The organism is Acidovorax sp. FG42 (genome assembly GCF_057809195.1).
In genome coordinates, this window is the sequence record NZ_JBMDJM010000015.1 from 80,967 (window position 1) to 100,446 (window position 19,480).

20 protein-coding genes are annotated in these 19,480 nt (G+C 65.8%); 13 read left to right on the forward strand and 7 right to left on the reverse strand.

The window, feature by feature from the left end; genetic code table 11:
- The first annotated feature begins 3 nt into the window (after window positions 1-3).
- From ACODSM_RS16090 to ACODSM_RS16110, 5 genes are all read left to right on the forward strand, one after another.
- Entirely contained in the window at window positions 4-177 is a 174-nt protein-coding gene (locus tag ACODSM_RS16090; protein ID WP_488806030.1) for a DUF2256 domain-containing protein, read from the forward strand.
- The gene (locus ACODSM_RS16095; protein ID WP_488806032.1) at window positions 174-1,490 is read left to right on the forward strand and encodes a DASH family cryptochrome; all 1,317 of its coding nucleotides are present in this window, start codon (window positions 174-176) and stop codon (window positions 1,488-1,490) included. The genes ACODSM_RS16090 and ACODSM_RS16095 overlap by 4 nt, the downstream gene beginning before the upstream one ends.
- Window positions 1,487-3,049 carry a cryptochrome/photolyase family protein gene (locus ACODSM_RS16100; protein ID WP_488806034.1) on the forward strand — a complete coding sequence of 521 codons (1,563 nt, stop codon included), beginning with the start codon at window positions 1,487-1,489 and terminating at the stop codon, window positions 3,047-3,049. The genes ACODSM_RS16095 and ACODSM_RS16100 overlap by 4 nt, the downstream gene beginning before the upstream one ends.
- Before the next feature lie 47 nt (window positions 3,050-3,096).
- Window positions 3,097-3,834 (forward strand): SDR family NAD(P)-dependent oxidoreductase, encoded by a 738-nt coding sequence (locus ACODSM_RS16105; protein ID WP_488806036.1) that lies wholly within the window; start codon window positions 3,097-3,099, stop codon window positions 3,832-3,834.
- A 144-nt stretch (window positions 3,835-3,978) separates the two neighbouring features.
- Window positions 3,979-5,004: a phosphotransferase enzyme family protein gene (locus ACODSM_RS16110; protein WP_488806037.1), complete on the forward strand. Its 1,026-nt coding sequence runs from the start codon at window positions 3,979-3,981 to the stop codon at window positions 5,002-5,004.
- A gap of 43 nt (window positions 5,005-5,047) precedes the next feature.
- Here ACODSM_RS16110 and ACODSM_RS16115 read toward each other — a convergent pair whose 3' ends face one another.
- From ACODSM_RS16115 to ACODSM_RS16125, 3 genes are all read right to left on the reverse strand, one after another.
- Window positions 5,048-5,215, reverse strand: a complete 168-nt coding sequence (locus ACODSM_RS16115; RefSeq protein WP_488806039.1) for a hypothetical protein — start codon at window positions 5,213-5,215, stop codon at window positions 5,048-5,050.
- 141 nt (window positions 5,216-5,356) lie between these two features.
- Complete coding sequence (locus ACODSM_RS16120; protein ID WP_488806041.1) at window positions 5,357-5,593, reverse strand: DUF2805 domain-containing protein; 237 nt, start codon at window positions 5,591-5,593, stop codon at window positions 5,357-5,359.
- A gap of 113 nt (window positions 5,594-5,706) precedes the next feature.
- Entirely contained in the window at window positions 5,707-6,588 is an 882-nt protein-coding gene (locus ACODSM_RS16125; RefSeq protein ID WP_488806043.1) for a LysR family transcriptional regulator, read from the reverse strand.
- Window positions 6,589-6,715: 127 nt separating this feature from the next.
- Between ACODSM_RS16125 and ACODSM_RS16130 the strand changes: the two genes are divergently transcribed.
- From ACODSM_RS16130 to ACODSM_RS16145, 4 genes are all read left to right on the forward strand, one after another.
- Window positions 6,716-7,414 carry a class I SAM-dependent methyltransferase gene (locus ACODSM_RS16130; protein ID WP_488806045.1) on the forward strand — a complete coding sequence of 233 codons (699 nt, stop codon included), beginning with the start codon at window positions 6,716-6,718 and terminating at the stop codon, window positions 7,412-7,414.
- Between the two features lie 216 nt (window positions 7,415-7,630).
- Window positions 7,631-8,056, forward strand: a complete 426-nt coding sequence (locus ACODSM_RS16135; RefSeq protein WP_488806047.1) for a hypothetical protein — start codon at window positions 7,631-7,633, stop codon at window positions 8,054-8,056.
- A gap of 59 nt (window positions 8,057-8,115) precedes the next feature.
- Window positions 8,116-8,916 (forward strand): alpha/beta fold hydrolase, encoded by an 801-nt coding sequence (locus ACODSM_RS16140; protein ID WP_488806049.1) that lies wholly within the window; start codon window positions 8,116-8,118, stop codon window positions 8,914-8,916.
- Between the two features lie 71 nt (window positions 8,917-8,987).
- Window positions 8,988-9,875, forward strand: a complete 888-nt coding sequence (locus ACODSM_RS16145) for an alpha/beta fold hydrolase (RefSeq protein ID WP_488806051.1) — start codon at window positions 8,988-8,990, stop codon at window positions 9,873-9,875.
- A 373-nt stretch (window positions 9,876-10,248) separates the two neighbouring features.
- On the opposite strand, the gene ACODSM_RS16150 is transcribed toward ACODSM_RS16145, so the two are convergent.
- Both ACODSM_RS16150 and ACODSM_RS16155 read right to left on the reverse strand, forming a co-directional pair.
- A complete protein-coding gene (locus ACODSM_RS16150; RefSeq protein ID WP_343736424.1) occupies window positions 10,249-11,313 on the reverse strand; it encodes an alkene reductase in 1,065 nt (354 codons plus the stop codon).
- Between the two features lie 216 nt (window positions 11,314-11,529).
- A complete protein-coding gene (locus ACODSM_RS16155) occupies window positions 11,530-12,492 on the reverse strand; it encodes a GlxA family transcriptional regulator (RefSeq protein WP_172727634.1) in 963 nt (320 codons plus the stop codon).
- 117 nt (window positions 12,493-12,609) lie between these two features.
- On the opposite strand from ACODSM_RS16155, the gene ACODSM_RS16160 reads away from it, so the two are divergent.
- The gene (locus ACODSM_RS16160; RefSeq protein WP_007182542.1) at window positions 12,610-12,912 is read left to right on the forward strand and encodes a putative quinol monooxygenase; all 303 of its coding nucleotides are present in this window, start codon (window positions 12,610-12,612) and stop codon (window positions 12,910-12,912) included.
- A 308-nt stretch (window positions 12,913-13,220) separates the two neighbouring features.
- Here ACODSM_RS16160 and ACODSM_RS16165 read toward each other — a convergent pair whose 3' ends face one another.
- Both ACODSM_RS16165 and hemH read right to left on the reverse strand, forming a co-directional pair.
- A complete protein-coding gene (locus tag ACODSM_RS16165; protein WP_488806060.1) occupies window positions 13,221-15,707 on the reverse strand; it encodes a Lon protease family protein in 2,487 nt (828 codons plus the stop codon).
- Window positions 15,708-15,939: 232 nt separating this feature from the next.
- Entirely contained in the window at window positions 15,940-17,052 is a 1,113-nt protein-coding gene (hemH, locus tag ACODSM_RS16170; RefSeq protein WP_108498418.1) for a ferrochelatase, read from the reverse strand.
- 202 nt (window positions 17,053-17,254) lie between these two features.
- Between hemH and ACODSM_RS16175 the strand changes: the two genes are divergently transcribed.
- From ACODSM_RS16175 to ACODSM_RS16185, 3 genes are all read left to right on the forward strand, one after another.
- The gene (locus ACODSM_RS16175) at window positions 17,255-17,926 is read left to right on the forward strand and encodes an amino acid ABC transporter permease (RefSeq protein WP_488806062.1); all 672 of its coding nucleotides are present in this window, start codon (window positions 17,255-17,257) and stop codon (window positions 17,924-17,926) included.
- Between the two features lie 12 nt (window positions 17,927-17,938).
- Window positions 17,939-18,592 carry an amino acid ABC transporter permease gene (locus ACODSM_RS16180; protein ID WP_015014909.1) on the forward strand — a complete coding sequence of 218 codons (654 nt, stop codon included), beginning with the start codon at window positions 17,939-17,941 and terminating at the stop codon, window positions 18,590-18,592.
- Between the two features lie 63 nt (window positions 18,593-18,655).
- Window positions 18,656-19,462, forward strand: a complete 807-nt coding sequence (locus tag ACODSM_RS16185; RefSeq protein ID WP_015014908.1) for a transporter substrate-binding domain-containing protein — start codon at window positions 18,656-18,658, stop codon at window positions 19,460-19,462.
- Window positions 19,463-19,480 lie beyond the last annotated feature (18 nt).

A 19,480-nucleotide genomic window follows, 5' to 3' on the forward strand; every position in this document is an offset into this window, starting at 1 on the left:
ACCATGCGCATGCGCAAAAAATCCGACCTTCCGCAAAAGACCTGCCAACACTGCGGCCTGCCCTTTACCTGGCGCAAGAAGTGGGAAAAGGTGTGGGACGAGGTGAAGTACTGCTCTGACCGCTGCCGCAGCGAACGCAAGCGCAGCGACAAGTCCGCAGGGGAGGGCGCCGCATGAGCACCGTGCTGTTCTGGTTCCGCAGCGACTTGCGCCTGCACGACCAACCCGCGCTGCGTGCAGCCCTCACCAGCGGTGCCACGCACCTGCTGCCCGTGGTGTGTTTGCCCGCACCGGATGAGTCCACACCTTGGGGCTTTGCCCGTGTGGGCGCACACCGCCGGGCCTTCACCGCCGCCGCATTGCGTGGGCTGCAAGGGCAGATGAGCGCACTGGGCAACCCACTGCTCATCTGCCAAGCCCCACCCGCCACCGCCTTGCCGCAACTGGCCCAGGCCGTGGGTGCCACCACCGTGGTGTGCGAAGACATTGCCGCCCCCTACGAACAGGCCGAGGTGGCTGCACTGCGCGCCGCTGGCCTGCAGGTGCGCACCGTGTGGCAGAGCAGCCTACTGCCCCCGTCGCGGATGCCTTGGCCTGTAGACCAGTTGCCCGGCGTGTTCACCAGCTTTCGCCAAAAGGTGGAGCGCGCATGCATCACCCCCGCTACGCCACTGCCCGCGCCCACCCAACTGTTGCCCCCGCCCGATATGCCCGCACCCGTGCTGCAGGCCGTGGGGGCAGAGCAGGGCGCTGCCAGCATCCAGCTACCCGCGCCGCCGCAGGGCAGCGATGCCCGCTCGTCCTTCCCCTACGGCACGCCTGGCTGCGATGGCAGCGAGGCCGCCGCGCTGGCCCACCTGGCGCAGTACCTGGCCCGCAAGCTGCCCCACAGCTACAAGGCCACACGCAATGGGCTCACGGGGCTGGACTACTCCAGCAAGTTCTCGCCCTGGTTGGCTACCGGCGCGCTGTCTCCGCGCCAGATTGATGCCGATCTGAAAGCCTTTGAGCGTGACCACGGCGCGAACGATGGCACCTACTGGCTGTGGTTTGAGTTGCTGTGGCGCGACTACTTTCGGCTGCTGCACCTGCAATACGGCGCGGCGCTGTACCGGGCGCGCGGCTTGTCAGAGCTGCCGCCCGCCCCACACAACCCACGCGGCTTTGATCGCTGGTGCCGGGGCGATACCGGCCAGCCCCTGGTCGATGCCGCCATGCGCGAGCTGGCCGCCACCGGCTACCTCAGCAACCGCCTGCGCCAGGTGGTGGCCAGCTACCTCATCTACGACCTGCGGGGTGACTGGCGCGCGGGCGCCGCGTGGTTTGAATCGCAACTGGTGGACTACGACGTGTACAGCAACCAGGCCAACTGGCTCTACATCGCCGGGCGCGGCACCGACCCGCGCGGGGGCCGCCGCTTCAACCCCATCAAGCAGGCGCAAGACCACGATGCCGACGGCAGCTACCGCCGCCTATGGGGCACAGCATGACCACGCAGCAACCCTCCACCCCTCAGCGTGCTCACACCCTGCGCCTGCTGCTGGGCGACCAGCTCAACCCCGAGCATTCATGGTTTGCCACGCAGGACGACGGTGTGGTCTACGTGCTCATGGAAGTGCGGCAAGAGACCGACTACGTGCTGCACCACGCGCAAAAAATCCTCGCCATCTTTGCCGCCATGCGCGACCTGGCGCGCCACCTTCGCGAAGCCGGTCACCGCGTGCGCTACGTGGCGATTGACGATGCCAGCAACCGCCAGTCCATCCCCGACAACCTGGCCGCCCTCATAGCCCACTACGGTGCGCACACGCTGCAATACCAGCACCCCGACGAATGGCGGCTGGACGAGCAACTGCGCACCTGGGGTGAACAGCAAGCCTTTACGGTGCATGCCGTCAGCAGCGAGCACTTCTACACCTCCCGCACCGAAATGGCCGAGGTGTTCAAGGGCCGCAAGCAGTGGCTCATGGAGCACTTCTACCGCCGCATGCGCCAGCGCCACAGCGTGCTGATCGATGAAGCCGGAGAGCCCGAAGGCGGCCAATGGAACTATGACCATGACAACCGCAAGCCCTGGCCCGGCACGCCCACGTTGCCGCCCGACGCCCGCCCCAAGCACGACCACAGCGCCCTGTGGGTCACCATCCAGGCCGCAGGCGTGCAAAGCTTTGGCAACCCGCAGGCCCACGCGCTGCGCTGGCCGCTGAACCGGGCCGAGGCATTGGCTTGGCTTGACCACTTCATCACCACCACGCTGCCCGACTTTGGCGCGTATGAAGACGCCATGAGTACCAAGAGCGCGCGGCTGTTCCATTCGCTGCTGTCCTTCGCGCTCAACACCAAAATGCTGCGCCCGTACGAGGTGGTGCAACGCGCCCAGGCCGCGTACCACGCAGGCGCTGCGCCCCTGCCTGCGGTGGAGGGCTTCATCCGCCAGATATTGGGTTGGCGCGAATACGTGCGCGGTATCTACTGGGCCCACATGCCCGGCTACGACGTGCGCAACGCCCTGGGCCACCACACGCCGCTGCCAGAGTGGTTCTGGACGGGGCAGACCCGCATGCGCTGCATGCAGTACGCCGTGGGTCAGTCGCTGGAGCATGCATACGCTCACCACATCCAGCGCCTCATGGTCATCGGCAACTTTGCGCTGTTGGCGGGGCTCGACCCCGCTGCCGTGCACCGCTGGTACCTGGGCGTGTACATCGACGCCTTTGAATGGGTGGAGGTGCCCAACACCGTGGGCATGAGCCAGTTTGCCGACGGAGGTCTACTCGCTACCAAACCCTATGTCAGCAGCGCCGCCTACATCGAGCGCATGAGCGACTACTGCAGCGGCTGTCACTACGACAAGAAGCAAAAAGTGGGTGAGCGAGCCTGCCCTTACAACGCGCTGTACTGGGACTTTTTTGCGCGCAACGAAGGCACGCTGGGCAACAACTTTCGCCTCGGCATGGTGTACCGCCAGTTGCAAAAAATGCAGGGCCCGCAACTGGATGCACTGCGCGAGCATGCGGCCAGCTTGCGCACGCGGCTGGATGCGCTGTAGCCCGCTTGCCGAACCACCCCACGACACCCTCACCGCAGGACCGCGCCATGTCTCAAGCACAACCCACCGCAACGCCGTTCACTTCTTTGCAGTCGCTGCCCGACGGCTACCGCGCCCTGGTCATCGGTTCCACCGGCGCCATCGGCAGTGCCTTCCTCGCCCACCTGCAGGCCGATCCGCGCTGCGCCTTGGCCGTGGGGCTGGGCCGCCACACCCACCCGGCGGTCGATTTGGATGACGAAGCTACCATCGCCGCAGCCGCCCAGCAACTCAAGGCCCAGGGCCCGTGGCACTGCATCATCCACGCTGCAGGCCTGCTGCACGGCCCCCACGGCATGCCCGAAAAGCGCCTGGGCCAGTTGAACTACGCGCAGATGGAAGCCACCTTCCGCACCAACACCTTTGGCCCCGCGCTGGTGCTGGCCTACTTTGCGCCGCTGCTGCCCAAGCAGGGCCGCAGCCTGCTGGCCGTGCTGTCGGCCAAGGTGGGCAGCATTGGCGACAACCGCCTGGGCGGGTGGTACAGCTACCGCGCCAGCAAGGCCGCGCTCAACATGCTGGTCAAAACGGCGTCCATCGAAGTGGCCCGCACCCACCCGCAGGCCGTGCTGGTGGCGCTGCACCCCGGCACCGTCAATTCAGCCTTGTCAGCCCCGTTCAACGGCGCAGAAATTGGCCGCCCGGCAGTGGATGCGGCGGGCGACATGCTGCGGGTGCTGGATGGGCTAACGCCTGAGGAGACGGGCCGCTTCTACGCCTACAGCGGCGCGCAACTCCCCTGGTAAGCGTGGCGCGCGGTGCTATGGTTTTGATACTGCGTCCGTAAAACCAGTAAGCGCTAGCGGGCCTTTCGCCCCAAGGCGTGCCCTGGGTCGCTTTCTCTCCGTGCCCGCCCGCACCCCTCGTACGGCTTGCATGCAGAATGCCGCATGCATTCAACCCCATCGCCTGACACGATCCTGTTTGCCTCCCACACCACGGCCACAGCCGCGTCTGTGGGGCAGTGGGTAGAACGCCACTACGGCCTGCCCGTGCAGCAGTGCTACCTGATCCGCCGCAACCTCAATGACAACTATGCGGTGCGGGCAGCGGATGGCAGCCGCTACGTGGCAAGGCTCTGTGCCATCCGACCGCGTGGTCCGTTCAATGTGGACTTTGAGCTGGCGTTGTTGACCCATTTGGAGTCGCAGGGCGTGGGCGTGGCTTCCCCCGTGTTGGCTGCAAACGGTGCAACCAGCGTGGCACTGCCGTTCCCCGAGGGCCCGCGTGTGCTGGTCCTCTTCCGCCACTGCGAAGGAGCCGTGCCCGATACGCCCGAAGACTTGCACCTGACCGGCGCCACACTGGCGCAAATTCACACCGCCGCGCAAAGCTACACCGGCCCCGCAAGCCTGTACGTGCTGGACGGCCACCATCTGGCAGGCCGCACGCTGGACTACCTTGCCGCCCATCCCGAGCTGGCCCCATCCGTGCTGGATGCCTACCGCGAACTGATCCACCGCCTTCTGGGCGAGTTGGCGAATGTTGAAGGCACCTTGACCCGCGTGATGTGCCACGGAGACACGCATGGGTTCAACAACCATGTGTACACCGATGCCGAGGGCGTGCGCCGCGCCGCGTTCTTCGATTTTGATGACGCCGGGCCGGGGTTTCTGGCCTATGACCTGTGTGTGTGGCTGTGGTCGAACCTGCCACGCAAAGCCCCCATGGAGCCTGACGAAGCCTTGCTCCAGCGTTGGCAGCAGTACCTGGCTGGCTACCGCGCAGGCGGCGGCCGTGTCACCGATGCCGACCTCGCTGCCTTGCCGCTTTTTGTGCAGTTGCGGCACCTGTGGAACATGGGGGAGGGAGTGGCGCGCATCCACCACTGGGGCGCCAACATGATGTCGGCCGACTGGATCAAGAAGCAGCCGGAGGTGATGGCCGCCTGGGCCCGCCTGGATTTGCCCGCTTGATGGGGCCTGTCCGGGCCCCTGTGGGTTGCGCAGGCACTCAGGCTCAGGTCATGTGGCGCGGGGCCACTGGGTGCGTCAGTTGCTGCGCGTCGCTGGGGTCTTGCTCCAGGCTGTACGGCACCGAGACAAAAGCCACGCTCAACACAAAAAACAGCGTGGCGGAGACGGCCCGGGCGATGGGGAGTACAAAGTTCTTGAGGTCGGTGTTCATGGTGGTTCCTGCAGCGGCTAAAGGTGAAGAAGGGGCGGGGGTCACATGCCGCCTTGACCCTTGCCGCCATGTTGCCGGTACCAGGCTGAACGGGCGCTGAACACGTGCTGAAAAGGTGCCGAGCGGCGCTTGCTCCATCGCCTACTTGTAGTTCTCCCGGCGCTCCCCAAACTTTCTCACCCGCTTGCGCCACGCCCGGTAGCTGCCCGGCGCCAGGTGGGTGCGCATCAGCACCTTCACTTCATCGTGGTGCAGACCGTGGGCGGCGCGGATCTGCGCAACGCTCACATGGTCGCTCAGCGCCATCTGGATGATCTCGCCCACGGTAGCAGCGTCAAGTGAGGCGTGTGGCGGGTTCACGGCGTGCGGTGTCGTCATGTTCATCAGGGTGCTGGCGTTGTCGCGAGGGTAGTGCGCCGGCATTCACCTTGCGCTGCGGTGGCCCTTTCTCCGTTGCCTTGCTCGTCCTCCACAGGCTTCGGTGCGGACCTTTAGTGATCTACCGCCAGCCCCTCGGCCAGCGCCTCAAACACCACCCGTATCCGCCGTGATGTGCGCAGCTCGCGGTGCGACACCAGCCAGACGGGAAAACGCACCGGCGCCACATCGTCCAGCACGCGGACGATGCCCGGTGTTTCGCGGGCGATCTCGTCCATCATGGCGCCGATGCCCATGCCCTGGCGCACCAGCGCCCAGTGGGTCACGGTGTGGTCTGCGTAGCAGGTGAAGTTGTCTTCGCTCAGGTTCAAGCCGTAGTGGCGCAGGTAGGCAAGGTACCGGCCAGCGCGGTCAGAACCCACAAACTCCGCATTCACCGCGTCCTCCGCGCTGCGCGGGTGGCCGTGGGCTTGCACCCAGCTCTCCGACGCGTAAAAGCACGCCCGGGCCTCGCGCACCAGGCGGGCGATCAGCTCGGGCTGCTCGGGCTGCACGTGGCGGATGGCAATGTCGGCCTCGCGGCGTTGCAGGTCGCTCAGCGCGTTGGACGAGATCACCTCTACCGCAATGCCGGGCGCCTGTGCCCGCAGGCGTTGCAGGATGGGGGGCAGCAAGTGCGTCGCCACTACGTCGGTGGCTGACACCGACACCACGCCCCCCACCGCCTGCGACCGCCCGCTGGCGGCCAGTCCCAGGGCCGCTGCAGCAGTGCCCATGGCGCGGGCATGTTCCAGCAGGTCCAGCCCCGTGGGCGTGAGCACCATGGCCTTGCCCACGCGCTCAAACAGGGTCACGCCCATCTGCTGCTCAATGGCGGCCACCTGCCGGCTCAGGGTGGGCTGGGTCAGGCCCAGCTTGCGTGCGGCGGCCGACAGCGAGCCGGTCTGCGCCGTTTGCAAGAACGCCTTCAGTTGGTTCCAGTCGAGGTTATCCATGCGTAAACGTATATCTTCACTGCAATTTATCGCAGTTTCCTGCGCTTCAATGCATGGATAGCATTTGGGTGTTGCTCATTGCACCTCTGTACTTCGCTGCTTCAGCGCTTCACCCGGTCTGCACACCATGTCGTCTTCTGCCATTGCTCCCGTCTCCCGCGCATTGCCCTCCGCCGCCACCCCGCCGGCTGCGTCAGCCAAAGCGCGCTTCTGGGACCGCATTGCACCCAAGTACGCCACCGACCCCATTGCCGACCTCGCTGGGTACGAGGCCACGCTGCAGCGCGTGCAGGGCCTGCTGTCGCCCCAGCATGACGTGCTGGAGATCGGCTGCGGCACCGGCAGCACGGCGCTGCGCCTGGCGCCCTTCACCCGCAGCCTGCTGGCCACCGATGTGTCGTCGCAGATGATCGCCATCGCCCACCAGCGGCTGGCCGCGCAGCCGTCGCCCGCCTTGCGCTTCGCCGTGGCCGACGCAGAGGCCATGGCGCCGGGGCCCGAGGTGTACGACGCAGTGCTGGCCTTCAACGTGCTGCACCTAATGAGCGATCTGGACGATGCGCTCAGGCAGTTGGTGAAAGTGCTGCGCCCGGGTGGGCTGCTGATCTCCAAGACCGCCTGCATCGCAGAGATGAACCCGCTGATCCCCTACCTGGCCGTGCCCCTGATGCGCGCCATCGGCAAGGCCCCGCCGGTGTTGTCCTTTGACGAACAGCGGCTCCGCTCGGCCATGGTGCAGCAGGGCCTGCAAATCGTCTGCACCGAGCGGCACGGCACGCGCGGCAAGGACATTCGCGCCTTCATCGTGGCCCGCAAACCGGGCTAGGTTTTACCCACTCCCTTCCACACAGGCTGGCGGCTTTGCAAGGCCGCCGGGCGGAGCTTTGCCTACGCATGCGCTAGCGGTCCCCTGCGCTTATCCCATGGACTGCAGAAGGGCACCCTGACATTCGCCCTGCTGCGGCCCTGCCGTCATCACCCCCTTTTTGCCTACGTGGCCTCGCCCCCTCACCCACTACCTCCCATCACTGCCACTCACACCATGAACCATCGCAACCACCCCCTGTCTCTCACCTCCGTCGCTGGCCTTGTCGCAGCCATGGCATTCCTCACCGGCTGCGCGTCCACCCTCGACCAGGCAGGCCTGGAGCAGCGCACGGGGCAAGCCATTGGCCGCACGGCAGGCCAGTTCACCATCACCGACCGGCAAGAGGAAACCGGCGGCCGCATCAACTACACCGTCAACACCCGCGACGGCGCTAGCTACCGGTGCTACGTGTACGGAGTAACGGGCTTTCAGAAGGCCATGACCTTCGGCCAGACGCCACACTCCGACGCCATCTGCACCGCCATGGTGGGAAGCGCAGGCAACGGCGGCGCCCAGGCACCGGCAGCAGCCGCCCAGCCACAGGGCCGCAGTGCGCCCAAAGAATGCAACGCACTGCTGCGCACTGCAGGGCGCTGCTAAATGGCACCGCACCGCTTTAGCCTGCGGGCCAAACCCTTGTCTGCAACGGGCCTTGCACCATGAAGCCATGGCACTGGGCCAGCCTTCTGCTGGCGGCCTGCTTGAGCGGTTGCGCCAGCTTGCCCGGCGCCACCACCGACACGGTGGACGGGCGCACGGTCGAATACGTGCAGGCAGGGCAGGGCACCCCCGTGGTGGTGTTTGAGAACGGGCTGGGCGCCCGGCTGGACTGGTGGGCCAAGGTCTGGCCCGACACCGTGGCAGAAACCCGCGCGCTGGCCTACCACCGCGCGGGCTACGGCCGCAGCGATGCGTCGCCCCAGCCGCGCGATGGGGCGCAGGTGGTGCAAGAGCTGCGGGCCTTGCTCCGGGCCCGCCAGCTACCGCCGCCTTATGTGCTGGTCGGCCACTCGCTGGGCGGCCTGTACATGCAGCTGTACGCGCGCCAATACCCCGCCGAGGTGGCCGCGCTGGTGCTGGTGGACTCCACCCACCCCGAGCAGATGCGCGGGGCGGGCAACCCCGACCTGTGGCCGACCTGGCTGAAAGTGGCCTTCCGCCTGGGCACCTCTGACGTGGTCAAACAAGAGCTGGCAGCGCTGGACGCCACAGGGCAGCGCGTTGTCAGCCTGCCGGTGGACCCAACCCTGCCCGTGTTTGTGCTCAGCGCACTGCAAACCCCGGGGGCTTCATCTGCGCTGGCCGAAGAGGTGCGCCAAAAACGCGCCGACTTCGCCCACCTCTACCCCGGCTCCACCCAGGTGTGGGTGGACAGCGGGCACGGCATCCCCCTGGAGAAGCCCGAGGCTGTGGTCAGCGCAATTCGCGCAGCACTGCAGGCGGCCCGCGCGCCACGCTGAAGGTGGTGGCGGCCACGCCAGTGGCAATTTCATCGTGGCGCGCTGGCCAGACCCCATGCCAGAATGACCCGATGAGCACCACCACCTCCTCCTTCCAGTCCACCGCCGACGGCACGCGCATCACCACCTACACCTGGGCCCAAACCCCGGGCCAACCGGTGGGCGTCGTTCAAATCTCCCACGGCCTTGCCGAGCATGGCGAGCGCTACGACCGCTTTGCGCGGGCCCTGAACGCCGCAGGCTTCATCGTCCACGCCGTGGACCATCGCGGCCACGGGCGCACGGCAGGTGGCAAGCTGGGCGACTTTGGCAGCGCAGGCTTCAGCGGCCTCATTGCCGACGTGGCCCAGTTCGGCGCACTGCTGCGTGCGCAGCATGGGCCGCAGCAGCTCCCACTCTTTTTGTTCGGCCACTCCATGGGCTCGTTCGCAGCGCAGGCGGCCATCCTGGACCACTCATCCACCTGGTCCGGCGTCATCCTTTCAGGCTCCACAGCCCTCGACCTGTTCGCCGCCGCCATGGCCAACGCGCCTGCTGATGCCCCCGCGGGGCTCGCGGCCTTCAACGCAGGCTTTGAGCACCGCACCGGCTACGAATGGCTGTCGCGCGACGCTGCCGAGGTCGATGCCTACGTGGCCGACCCGTGGTGCGGGTGGGACGTGCCACCCGATGTGATCCCCTCACTCTTCGCCCCCGCCCCCCGGCTGGCCGACCCCGCGCAACTCGCGCGCATCCGCAGCGACCTGCCCCTCCTCATCGCATCCGGCGACGCAGACCCGCTGGCCGCAGGCGGGGTGTTGTTGGAGCAACTGGGGCAGCGGTATCGCGATGCCGGTGTGGCCGATGTGGCGTTAAAGCTGTACCCAGCCGCGCGGCATGAGATCTTGAATGAGACGAATCGGGATGAGGTGACGGGGGATGTTGTGGCGTGGCTGCGGGCGCATACGGGTCTGGCGTAGTCGGTACCCGATCCCTGTTAAATAGGCAGGTTTTGGGCAAGTAACCAGGGGGTAATGGCTGGCTGCTCCCGGCCCAAAGCAGAAGATCACGTTTGCATCTTGAGCCGCCGGTAAGTAGCGGCGGGCTGCCGTTCGCGGCCTAACCGTCACCTCAGGATGGGAGGATAGTGCGGCCTCGGTACTGATTGAACCGGAAACGATGTACGTCGTACGAGTTCGGCGGGCGGCGAAGCAAACCGAGGCAACTTATCCATTAAAAATCGTGATGGCGCACAACACTCGGTAGACGCCATCGATTCACAGCTTCGCAAGATCGAAGGGCAGAGCCTTGGGTACAAAGTGGCTCGTTTCTTCGATCTTTTGGGGCGGTGATTTATGCGACCTGCAGTGTCGGATAGTCTGTATAGCCCTTGGCGCCACCTGTGTAGAACGTGTTGGAGTCAGGCGCGTTCAGCGGTGCCTTGGCCCTGATGCGTGTGGGCAGGTCCGGGTTAGCCAGGAAGGCGGTGCCAAAGGCCACAGCGTCAAGCTTACCTTCGGCAATGGCTGCCTCTGCCTCATCAGCGCTGTAACCCATATTGCCCACCAACACACCCTTGAACTTTTCACGCGCCACGGGCATGACATCGGCCTTCTGCACGCCGAAGAAATCGGCGCGCATCACGTGCAGGTAGGCCAGCTTGAAGGCATTGAGCTTATCGGCCAGGAAGCCGATGAGGGCCAGCGGGTCGCTGTCCTTCATGCTGTTGTAGCTGTTGAGCGGCGACAGGCGCAGCCCCACGCGCTCGGAGCCGATGGCCTGGGTCACGGCGGTGAGCACCTCGAACAGGAAGCGGGCGCGGTTCTCCAGCGAGCCACCGTAGGCATCGGTGCGCTGGTTGGGCGTGTCGCGCAGAAATTGGTCAATCAGGTAGCCGTTGGCGCCATGCACTTCCACGCCATCAAAGCCGGCAGCAATGGCGTTGCGCGCACCTTGAGCAAACGCAGCCACGATGCCGGGAATCTCGTCGACGGTCAGGGGGTGGGGCACCGCGTGCGGCACCTTGCCTTGGGGCGTGTGGATCTCACCCTCAATGGCGGTGGCGCTGCTGGAGACAATGGGGGCGCCATCGGCGGCGCCAGGGTAGGCTGCGCGGCCAGCGTGCCAGATCTGCATGAAGATGCGTCCGCCCTTGGCGTGCACCGCGTCGGTCACCTTCCTCCAGGCTGCAATCTGCGCGTCGTTGTAGATGCCAGGCTCATTGACAAAGGCCGATGTACCGGGCGCCACCATGGTGCATTCGGAAATCAGCAGGCCGCCGGTGGCACGCTGGCTGTAGTACTCGGCCATCAGCGCGTTGGGCATGTGGCCAGCGTCGGCACGGGCGCGTGTCAGTGGTGCCAGAAGGATGCGGTTGGGCAGAGTGACAGAACCTACTTGAAGTGGATTGAATAGCATGCGAATGAAAATCCAGGTTACTGGTTACTGAACAGAAAGCAGTGATAAAGGTAACAGTTTCCCAATACTCAGACATTCGAAAGGTCACTGAAGACGGCTTTTGCACGGCTGGTGCTTTTGCACCCAACGCACGATGTAGTGGACACGGGTTGGGAAGGCTTTGCTACCGACAGTTTCGCGGCGGTCTCCGGCCGTGCACGCACCAAACGCCTTTGGTCACCCACCGCGTCGCAACTCCCTGACACCCCGGCCCAGCTTGCGGCGCAACAGGGCCCGCAGGGTCACTCCATCCGAGTACCCGACCTGTGCGGCGACCTGGTCGACGCTGGCGTTCCCGGTGCGCAAGAGATGGACGGCATGCTCCACGCGCAGGTCCTGGAAATACGACAGGGGTGTCTTTCCCAAAACGCTTTGCAGCCGCCGCGCCAAGGTGCGCTCGCTTGTGCCTGCGGCGCTGGCCGCCTCGGTCAGCGAGAACCCCTGCGCGAGCCGACGTCTGGCCCAGCACTCGAAGCGCTCCACCATCGGGTCGGCATGCGCAAGGTGGTCGGGAATCACGAACTCGGCTTGCGAACTGCGTGTCTCGACCAGCAGATAGCGTGCCACCAGGGCCGCCAGCGCCGGACTGCGCCCTCGGATGATGCGCAAGGCCAAGTCGACGTGGGCCAAAGCGGCACCCGCGGTGGTGAAGCGTGTCGAGTTCACGATCATGCGTGACTCGTCCAGCGTGACGTTCGGATAGCGCTTCCGAAACATCGGCCCCAGCCACCATGACGTCGTTGCACGATGCCCATCAAGCAGGCCACTCTCTGCAAGCAAGAAACTACCGGAGCAAGCGGCACCAAGGTGCGCGCCAGCGGTGGACCACTGCTGTAGCGCGGCGACCGCATCGGGCACATCGGGGCGTGTGAGCCGAGCCGAGAGCGTGTCAGGCATCTTGTCGCCAAACGCGGGCACGAGTACCACGTCTGGTTCGGGCACACCATGCGCAGTGACCACGGGCACCGTCAAGCCTTGCGCTGTTCGGATGCGACGCCGCACACCCACCAGCGTGAGCTCTATGTGCGCGGGAGCCTGTGGCAGCGAGCTTGCCATCGCATTGGCCAAGCCTACTGTGTCAGTGAGCGCCGCAAGCCCCAGATCAAACACGCCATCACAAACAAGGATGTGGAGTTTCATGGTAACAATGATATCAATGTTGTCATTATTGCCACTGGAGATGTCTGGCATGAAGACTTAGACTGCAGTCTCGTCGATCCCTTCGCCCACTTTTCCATTTACCCAAAGGAATACAGCATGACCAAGCTCGCCCTGTTTGTTCGCCTCGAAGCTAAACCCGGCCAGGAGGCTGCGCTTGCCGACTTCCTGGCCAGCGCACTGCCGCTCGCCAACGCCGAGTCCGGCACCACGGCCTGGTTCGCATTGAAGTTTGGCCCTTCGACCTTCGGTGTGTTCGATGCCTTCGCCGATGAGGCAGGTCGCCAGGCACATCTGAACGGCCAGATCGCCGCGGCCTTGATGGCCAACGCCGCGACTTTGCTGAGTTCTCCGCCCAACATCGAGAAGGTCGAACTGCTTGCAGCCAAACTGCCTGCATGACAACCCGGCCTTGACCCCATCAGGTCACGCTGCAGGATGGGCGTCACACGGCCCTGCGCGGCGCTACCCCTCGATTGACCGGTGGGGATCAAGGCATGGCCCAGGCTGCTCGTGGCGAATGACTCAGCCCGGCGTTCATAGCCGCTAACAAAACCATGTCACCTCACCGTCAAACACCTGATCGGCGTTTGACGTTGCATGGAGCGAAACAAGAACAATGAGGTCAGCGCTGAGCTGTTCCTCGGTTCAGGGCGGTCGATCGCGGGTGCCGGCCACCAGCGCCTTTAGTCTTCGGCGCACTGAGCGAGCTAGCGCCCCCGAACGGCGCGCCCCCTCCGCGCCCCCCCGGCCACCTGACAAGCCCTCCGATACGCCCGCAGCGTCACCTCCGCCCGCTGCATCACCGTGTCCTCCACCGTGGCCGCCCCTCCGGCCAGCTCGTCGTCCTGCGCCTGCAGCAGCTCCGCCGGGCTCATGCCCGATGCCTCGCCCGTCAGCAGCGCAATGCCCTCGCTCACATGCCCCATGGTGTAGACGTGGAACAGACCGCGCTCCACCGCGTCCAGCACGCTGCGGTCCAGCATCAGGTGGCGCTGGTTGCGGGCGGGGATCAGCACGCCGTGGGTGCCGTCCAGCCCCGCCGTTGCGCAGGCGCGGAACCAGCCTTCGATCTTTTCGTTGATGCCGCCCACGGGCAGCACCTCACCGTGCTGGTTCAATGCGCCGGTCACGGCGATGCCCTGGCGCAGGGGCAGGCCTGACAGGCTGGACAGCAGCGCGTACAGCTCGGCGCATGAGGCGGAGTCGCCTTCCACGCCGCTGTATTCCTGCTCGAACACGATGGATGCATTGAGCGCCAGCGGCGCGACGTGGCTGAACAGCGCGGTGAGGTAGCTGTGCAGGATGAGCACGCCCTTGTCGTGAATGGGGCCAGACATATCGACCTCGCGCTCGATGTTGAGCAGGCCCTCTTGCCCGGCAAAGGTGCGCGCAGTGATGCGGACGGGGAAGCCAAACCGGTAGTCGCCCAGGTCGATCTGCGTCATGGCGTTGATCTGGCCGGTGATGGAGCCCTGCAGCGTGATCAGGCGCTCGCCTTCGGTGATGGATTCGTGCAGTTCTTCTTCGGGCTGGTTGTGGCGCAAGGTGCGGGCGGCCAGGGCGGCCTGCACGTCGGCGGCTTGCACCAGGGTGCCTGCGCGGGCCTGGCACAGCGCGGCGCTTTCAATGGCGAGTGCTTCGGTGTGGGCAAAGCGCGCGCTTTGGCGGCCTTGGTCGTCGGCCTCGCGGTGCGATTGCTCCAGCAGCAGGGCCACGGCGTCGGCGGCAAAGTGGGGCAGGCCGCGTTTTTTGCAGACTTGCGCGACCAGGATGGCTGAGGACTGGTGGGTGCCGGGGGTGGCGATGAACCGGTCTGAAAAGTCCACCTTCACGCGAAAGCGGCGTGCGGCGTCGGGGTCGGCCTCCTGCAGGGCGTAGTACTCCTCCACCGATCCGATCAGCACGATCTTCACATCCACGTCCACCGGCTCGGGCTGCAGCGCCACGGCGCCGCCGGGCGCATGGGCGGCGCCGCCGCCACCGCTGCCGTCCTCGATCTGCAGGCGCCCGCAGCGCAGAAAGCGGCGCAGGCGCGGCCACAGGCCTTCTTCGGCGGCCAGGTCGTGAAGGTGCAGCAGGATGAAGCCGCCATGCGCCTTGAGCAGGCTGCCCGCGTGGATGCTGGCGTGGTCGGCCTGCACGGTGTCGGCGTCGGCGCCGTGTTCGATGCTGCCAAACAGGGTGCGGGCGGTGGGGTTGTCTTCCACCACCACGGGGGCGCTGGTGCGGCCGTGGTTGTCCACCACCACGTTCACCTGGCAGCGGGCCAGCAGGTCGTCCAGCGCATCCTTGCGGTCGTCTTCGGCGTCCTGGCCTTGGTCGGCGTCGCCGGGCTCGAACAGGTCAATGTGGTCCAGCACGGCGCGCTCTACCTGGTCCAGCCACTGCGTGAGCTTGACGGCGTCCTTGATCTGCTTGCGCAGGCCCTGGCGGATGCCGTGCAGCGCGTGCTCCACCAGGGGCTTGATGGTCTGGCGGCGCAGGGCGGCCAGGGCGTCGTCCCGCGTGCGCTCTAGCGGGCGGGTGGTTTCGAGAAACTTGGCGATCTCGGCGCGCAGCTCCAGCTCGGCGGCGTCGATCTCGGCGCGGCGCTCGCGGGGCAGGGCGCGCGCTTCGCCTTCGGTCAGCGGCTGGCCCTTGGGGCCGGTGAGGGTGAACACCATGTGCCCGGCCTCGCGGCTCAGGCGGAACTGGCGCGCTTCGGCAAATGCGTCCAGCGCTGCAAAGGCTTCGTTCTCTTGCGTTTGCCAGGTCTTTTCAATGCGCTCGGCCTCGGCCTTGAAGTCGGGGCTGGTCAGGCGTTTGGGGATGTCGGCCTGCAGGCTGCGTGCCATGTCGGCCAGACCCTGGCGCAGCAGGCGGCCCTCGCCTGCGGGCAGGCGCAGCGCGCGGGGGCGGTCGGGCTGGTCAAAGTGGTGCAGGTAGCACAGGTCGGGCGGCACCGCGCGTTTTGCGGCCTCGGCCTGCATGGCCTGGCGCAGCAATGACGCGCGCCCGCTGCCCACTTCGCCCAGCACAAACAGGTGGTAGTCCGGCTGCTGCATCGCCAGACCAAATTGCGCAGCGGCCTGGGCACGCTCCTGCCCGATCCAGGGCAGGGGCAAGTCTTGCAGCTCGGCGGTGCTGGCAAAGCCCAGCGTGGCGGGGTCAATGGTCAGGCGCAACTGGTGGGGGGCAAGGGCAAATGCGGGCATTGATGTGGGTGGGGGAGGGCGAAAGGGCAGAAGGACGGTGCGGAGGGCGTGGCAGGCAGCCGTGTAGCACCTGGTGACCAAATATGAGCCAAAACGGGCAGATGCGCTAGTGCAATATGCCCTGGTTGCTATCAATAATGTAGTGAATGACGCCGGGCGTGCAGGCCGCCCGGAGCCATTCGCTTTCCCGTTCGGATGCGCAATGGCATGGGCGTCTGCAGCGGCAGCTGCATCAATGCGCCACCGGGCATACCCCGGCGGGCGCACCACCGGCCAGCGCGTGGCTGCGCGCATCGGCCAGTGCGGCGGCGGTGGGGGCCTCGGTAGGCCAGCCCGCCAGATGCTGCTGGGCCACGCGGCTCAGGGCGGTGATCCAGTGGTGGTTGTCATTCAGGCAGGGGATGTAGTGAAACTCTTTGCCGCCCGCGTGCAAAAACGCCTCGCGCACTTCCATGTTGATTTCTTCTAGCGTCTCCAGGCAGTCGCTGGTGAAGCCGGGGCACACCACGTCCACCCGCCGCGTGCCCGCCTTGCCCAGCGCCTCGATGGTGGGCTGGGTGTAGGGCTCCAGCCACTTGGCCTTGCCAAAACGCGACTGGAAGGTGATGCGGTAGCGCTCCTCGCGCAGGCCCAGGCGCTCGGCCAGCAGGCGGCCGGTCTTGCGGGCCTCGCAGTGGTAGGGGTCACCCAGGTGCAGGGTGCGCTCGGGCACGCCATGAAAGCTCATCACCAGCTGGTCGGGCTGGCCGTGGTGCTTCCAGTGCGTTTCGATGGTGCGCGCCAGAGCATCGATGTAGCCGGGGGCGTCGTGGTAGTGGTTCACGAAGCGCAGCTCGGGCACGTTGCGCGTGGCGGCGGCCCAGGTGTAGACGGCGTCAAACACGCTGGCCGTGGTGGTGGCGGAGTACTGCGGGTACAGCGGCAGGATGAGGATGCGCGTGGCGCCCTCGGCCTTCAGCGCATCGAGCTGGCTGGCGATGGAGGGGTTGCCGTAGCGCATGGCGTGGCGCACCAGCACCGCGTGGCCTGCCTCGCCCAGCCAGCCGCGCAGCAGCGTGGCCTGCTTGGCCGTCCAGTGCGCCAGGGGCGAGCCCTCGGGCGTCCAGATGCTGGCGTATTTGGCGGCCGACTTGGCCGGGCGCGTGCGCAGGATGATGCCGTGCAGGATAGGCATCCACAGCAGTTTGGGGATCTCCACCACGCGGTGGTCACCCAGAAACTGCGCCAGATAGCGGCGCACGGCCGGGGCCGTGGGTTCGTCGGGCGTGCCCAGGTTGCACAGCAACACGGCAGTGCGGTCGGCCTGGCCGTGGGTGAAAGGGGGTTCGGGGTGGAAGGAAGGCATGCGGCATTTTCACCCACGCGCCGAGCCAGTGCGGGCTGGGAGCCTATTTGCGGCCTTGCGCACCACCGCCAGCGAGATCAGCGCCGGTCATAGCGTCTTCAGGTGTTTTCAGCCCCTTTTTGGGGTGCATCGGGTATTCCCTGATGTGGTTATGAAACCGGTTTCATAAACTGGCGCCACTTTGGAATAACGACTGTCCACCGTGAATTACCAGTTCCAGTTCGATGCCGTGTTTGCCGCGTGGCCCTTGCTGCTTAAGGGCACCTGGATCACCGTGCAGCTGTCGCTCACCGCCACCTTGCTGGGGCTGGTGGTGGCCATCTTTTGCGCCTGGGGCAAGACCGGCGGGCCGCTCTGGCGGCGGTTTTTGATCAACGCGTACATCGAGGTCATCCGCAACACGCCGTTTCTGGTGCAGCTGTTTTTCTTCTTCTTCGCGCTGCCGTCCATCGGCCTGCGCTGGTCGCCCTACACCGCAGCACTCACCGCCATGGTGGTCAACCTGGGGGCCTATGCGGCCGAGATCGTGCGGGCGGGTATCGAGTCCATCCCCAAGGGGCAGATCGAGGCGGGCAAGGCCCTCAACCTCAAGCCGTGGGAGATCTTTCGGTTTGTCATCCTCAAGCCCGCGCTCAAGGCCATCTACCCGGCGCTCACCAGCCAGTTCATCTTGCTGATGCTCAGCTCGGCCGTGGTGTCGGTGATCTCGGCGGACGACCTGACCTCGGTGGCGGCCAACCTGCAGTCGCAGACCTTCCGCAGCTTTGAGATCTACATCGTGGTGACGGCCATCTACCTGGCGCTGGCGCTGAGTTTCTCGGCGCTGTTCAAGCTGATCTATCAGCGCATGCTGAATTACCCAGACCGTCGCTGAGGAAAGCCTGCCATGCGTACCTTCGGACTCTCCGAGTTTCTTTTCATCGTGCAGGCCGCGCAGTGGACGCTGGCGCTGTCGGCCATTGCCTTCGTCGGCGGTGCGCTGCTGGGGCTGGTGGTGGCGCTGTCGCGCACCTCAGAGAACGCTGCGGCGCGCAATGCGGCGCGGGTGTTCATCCAGGTGTTCCAGGGCACGCCGCTGCTGCTGCAGCTGTTCCTGATCTTCTTTGGCGCGCCGGTGCTGGGGTTTGACATCAACCCCTGGGTGGCGGCGGGCGTGGCGCTGGTGCTCAACAGCGCGGCGTTTCTGGCCGAGATCTGGCGCGGGTGCATCGAGGCCGTGCCACGCGGCCAGTGGGAGGCCGCCCAGGCCCTGAACCTCAAGTACGTGGCCCGCATGCGGTTTGTGGTGTTGCCCCAGGCTTTCAAGATTGCGCTGCCGCCCACGGTGGGCTACATGGTGCAGATCATCAAGGGCACGTCGCTGGCCGCCATCATCGGCTTTACGGAGATCACGCGGGCGGGGCAGATCATCAACAACGCCACCTTTCAGCCGCTGCATGTGTTCACCACCGTGGCCGCGCTGTACTTCGTGATCTGCTGGCCGCTGTCGCTGCTGGCCGCACGCATGGAGCGCAAGCGCGCCCGTGCTCTGGCGCGCTGATCCACGCGCCGCAACCATCTTTTCTTTCTGTTCTCGTTCACACCAACCACCAGGAGACATGCGATGACTTTTTCTTTGCAACGCCGCACCGCTACCGCCGCTTTGGCTGCTTTGGGCCTCGGTGCTGCCCTCACGGCGTTTGCGCCGCTGGCCTCGGCACAGTCCGTGGCGGACATCAAGAAGAAGGGTGAGATCACCATCGGCATGCTGGTGGACTTTCCTCCCTACGGCACCACCAACGCACAAAACCAGCCCGACGGCTACGACGCCGACGTGGCCAAGCTGCTGGCCAAGGACCTGGGCGTGAAGGCCAACATCGTGCCCGTCACCGGCCCCAACCGCATTCCGTTTTTGCTGACCAACAAGGTGGATGTGCTGGTGGCCTCGCTGGCCATCACGCCCGAGCGTGCCAAGCAGGTGCAGTTCTCGCAGCCCTACGCGGCCGCGACCATCGTGCTGTACGGCAAGACCGGCGCCAACATCAAGAGCGCTGCCGATCTGAAAACCGTGCGCGTGGGCGTGGCCCGTGCCAGCACCCAAGACGTGGCTGTGACCAAGGCCGCCCCTGAGGGCACCGAAATCCGCCGCTTTGACGACGACGCATCGGCCATGCAGGCGCTGATCTCGGGCCAGGTCGATGCGATTGGCTGCTCGGTCACCGTGGCGGCGCAGATCGCCAAGCGCGTGCCTGCCAACACCTTCGAGAACAAGTTCAACCTGCTGCAGCAAGCCATGGGCATCGCCCTGCGCCCCGGCCAGGACGAGCTGACCAAGGCCGTGAACGACTTTGTGGCCCGCAACACCGCCAATGGCGAGCTGAACAAGCTGTACCAGAAGTGGCTGGGCGCCGACCTGCCCAAGCTGCAGTAAGCCTGCCTGAACGATAAG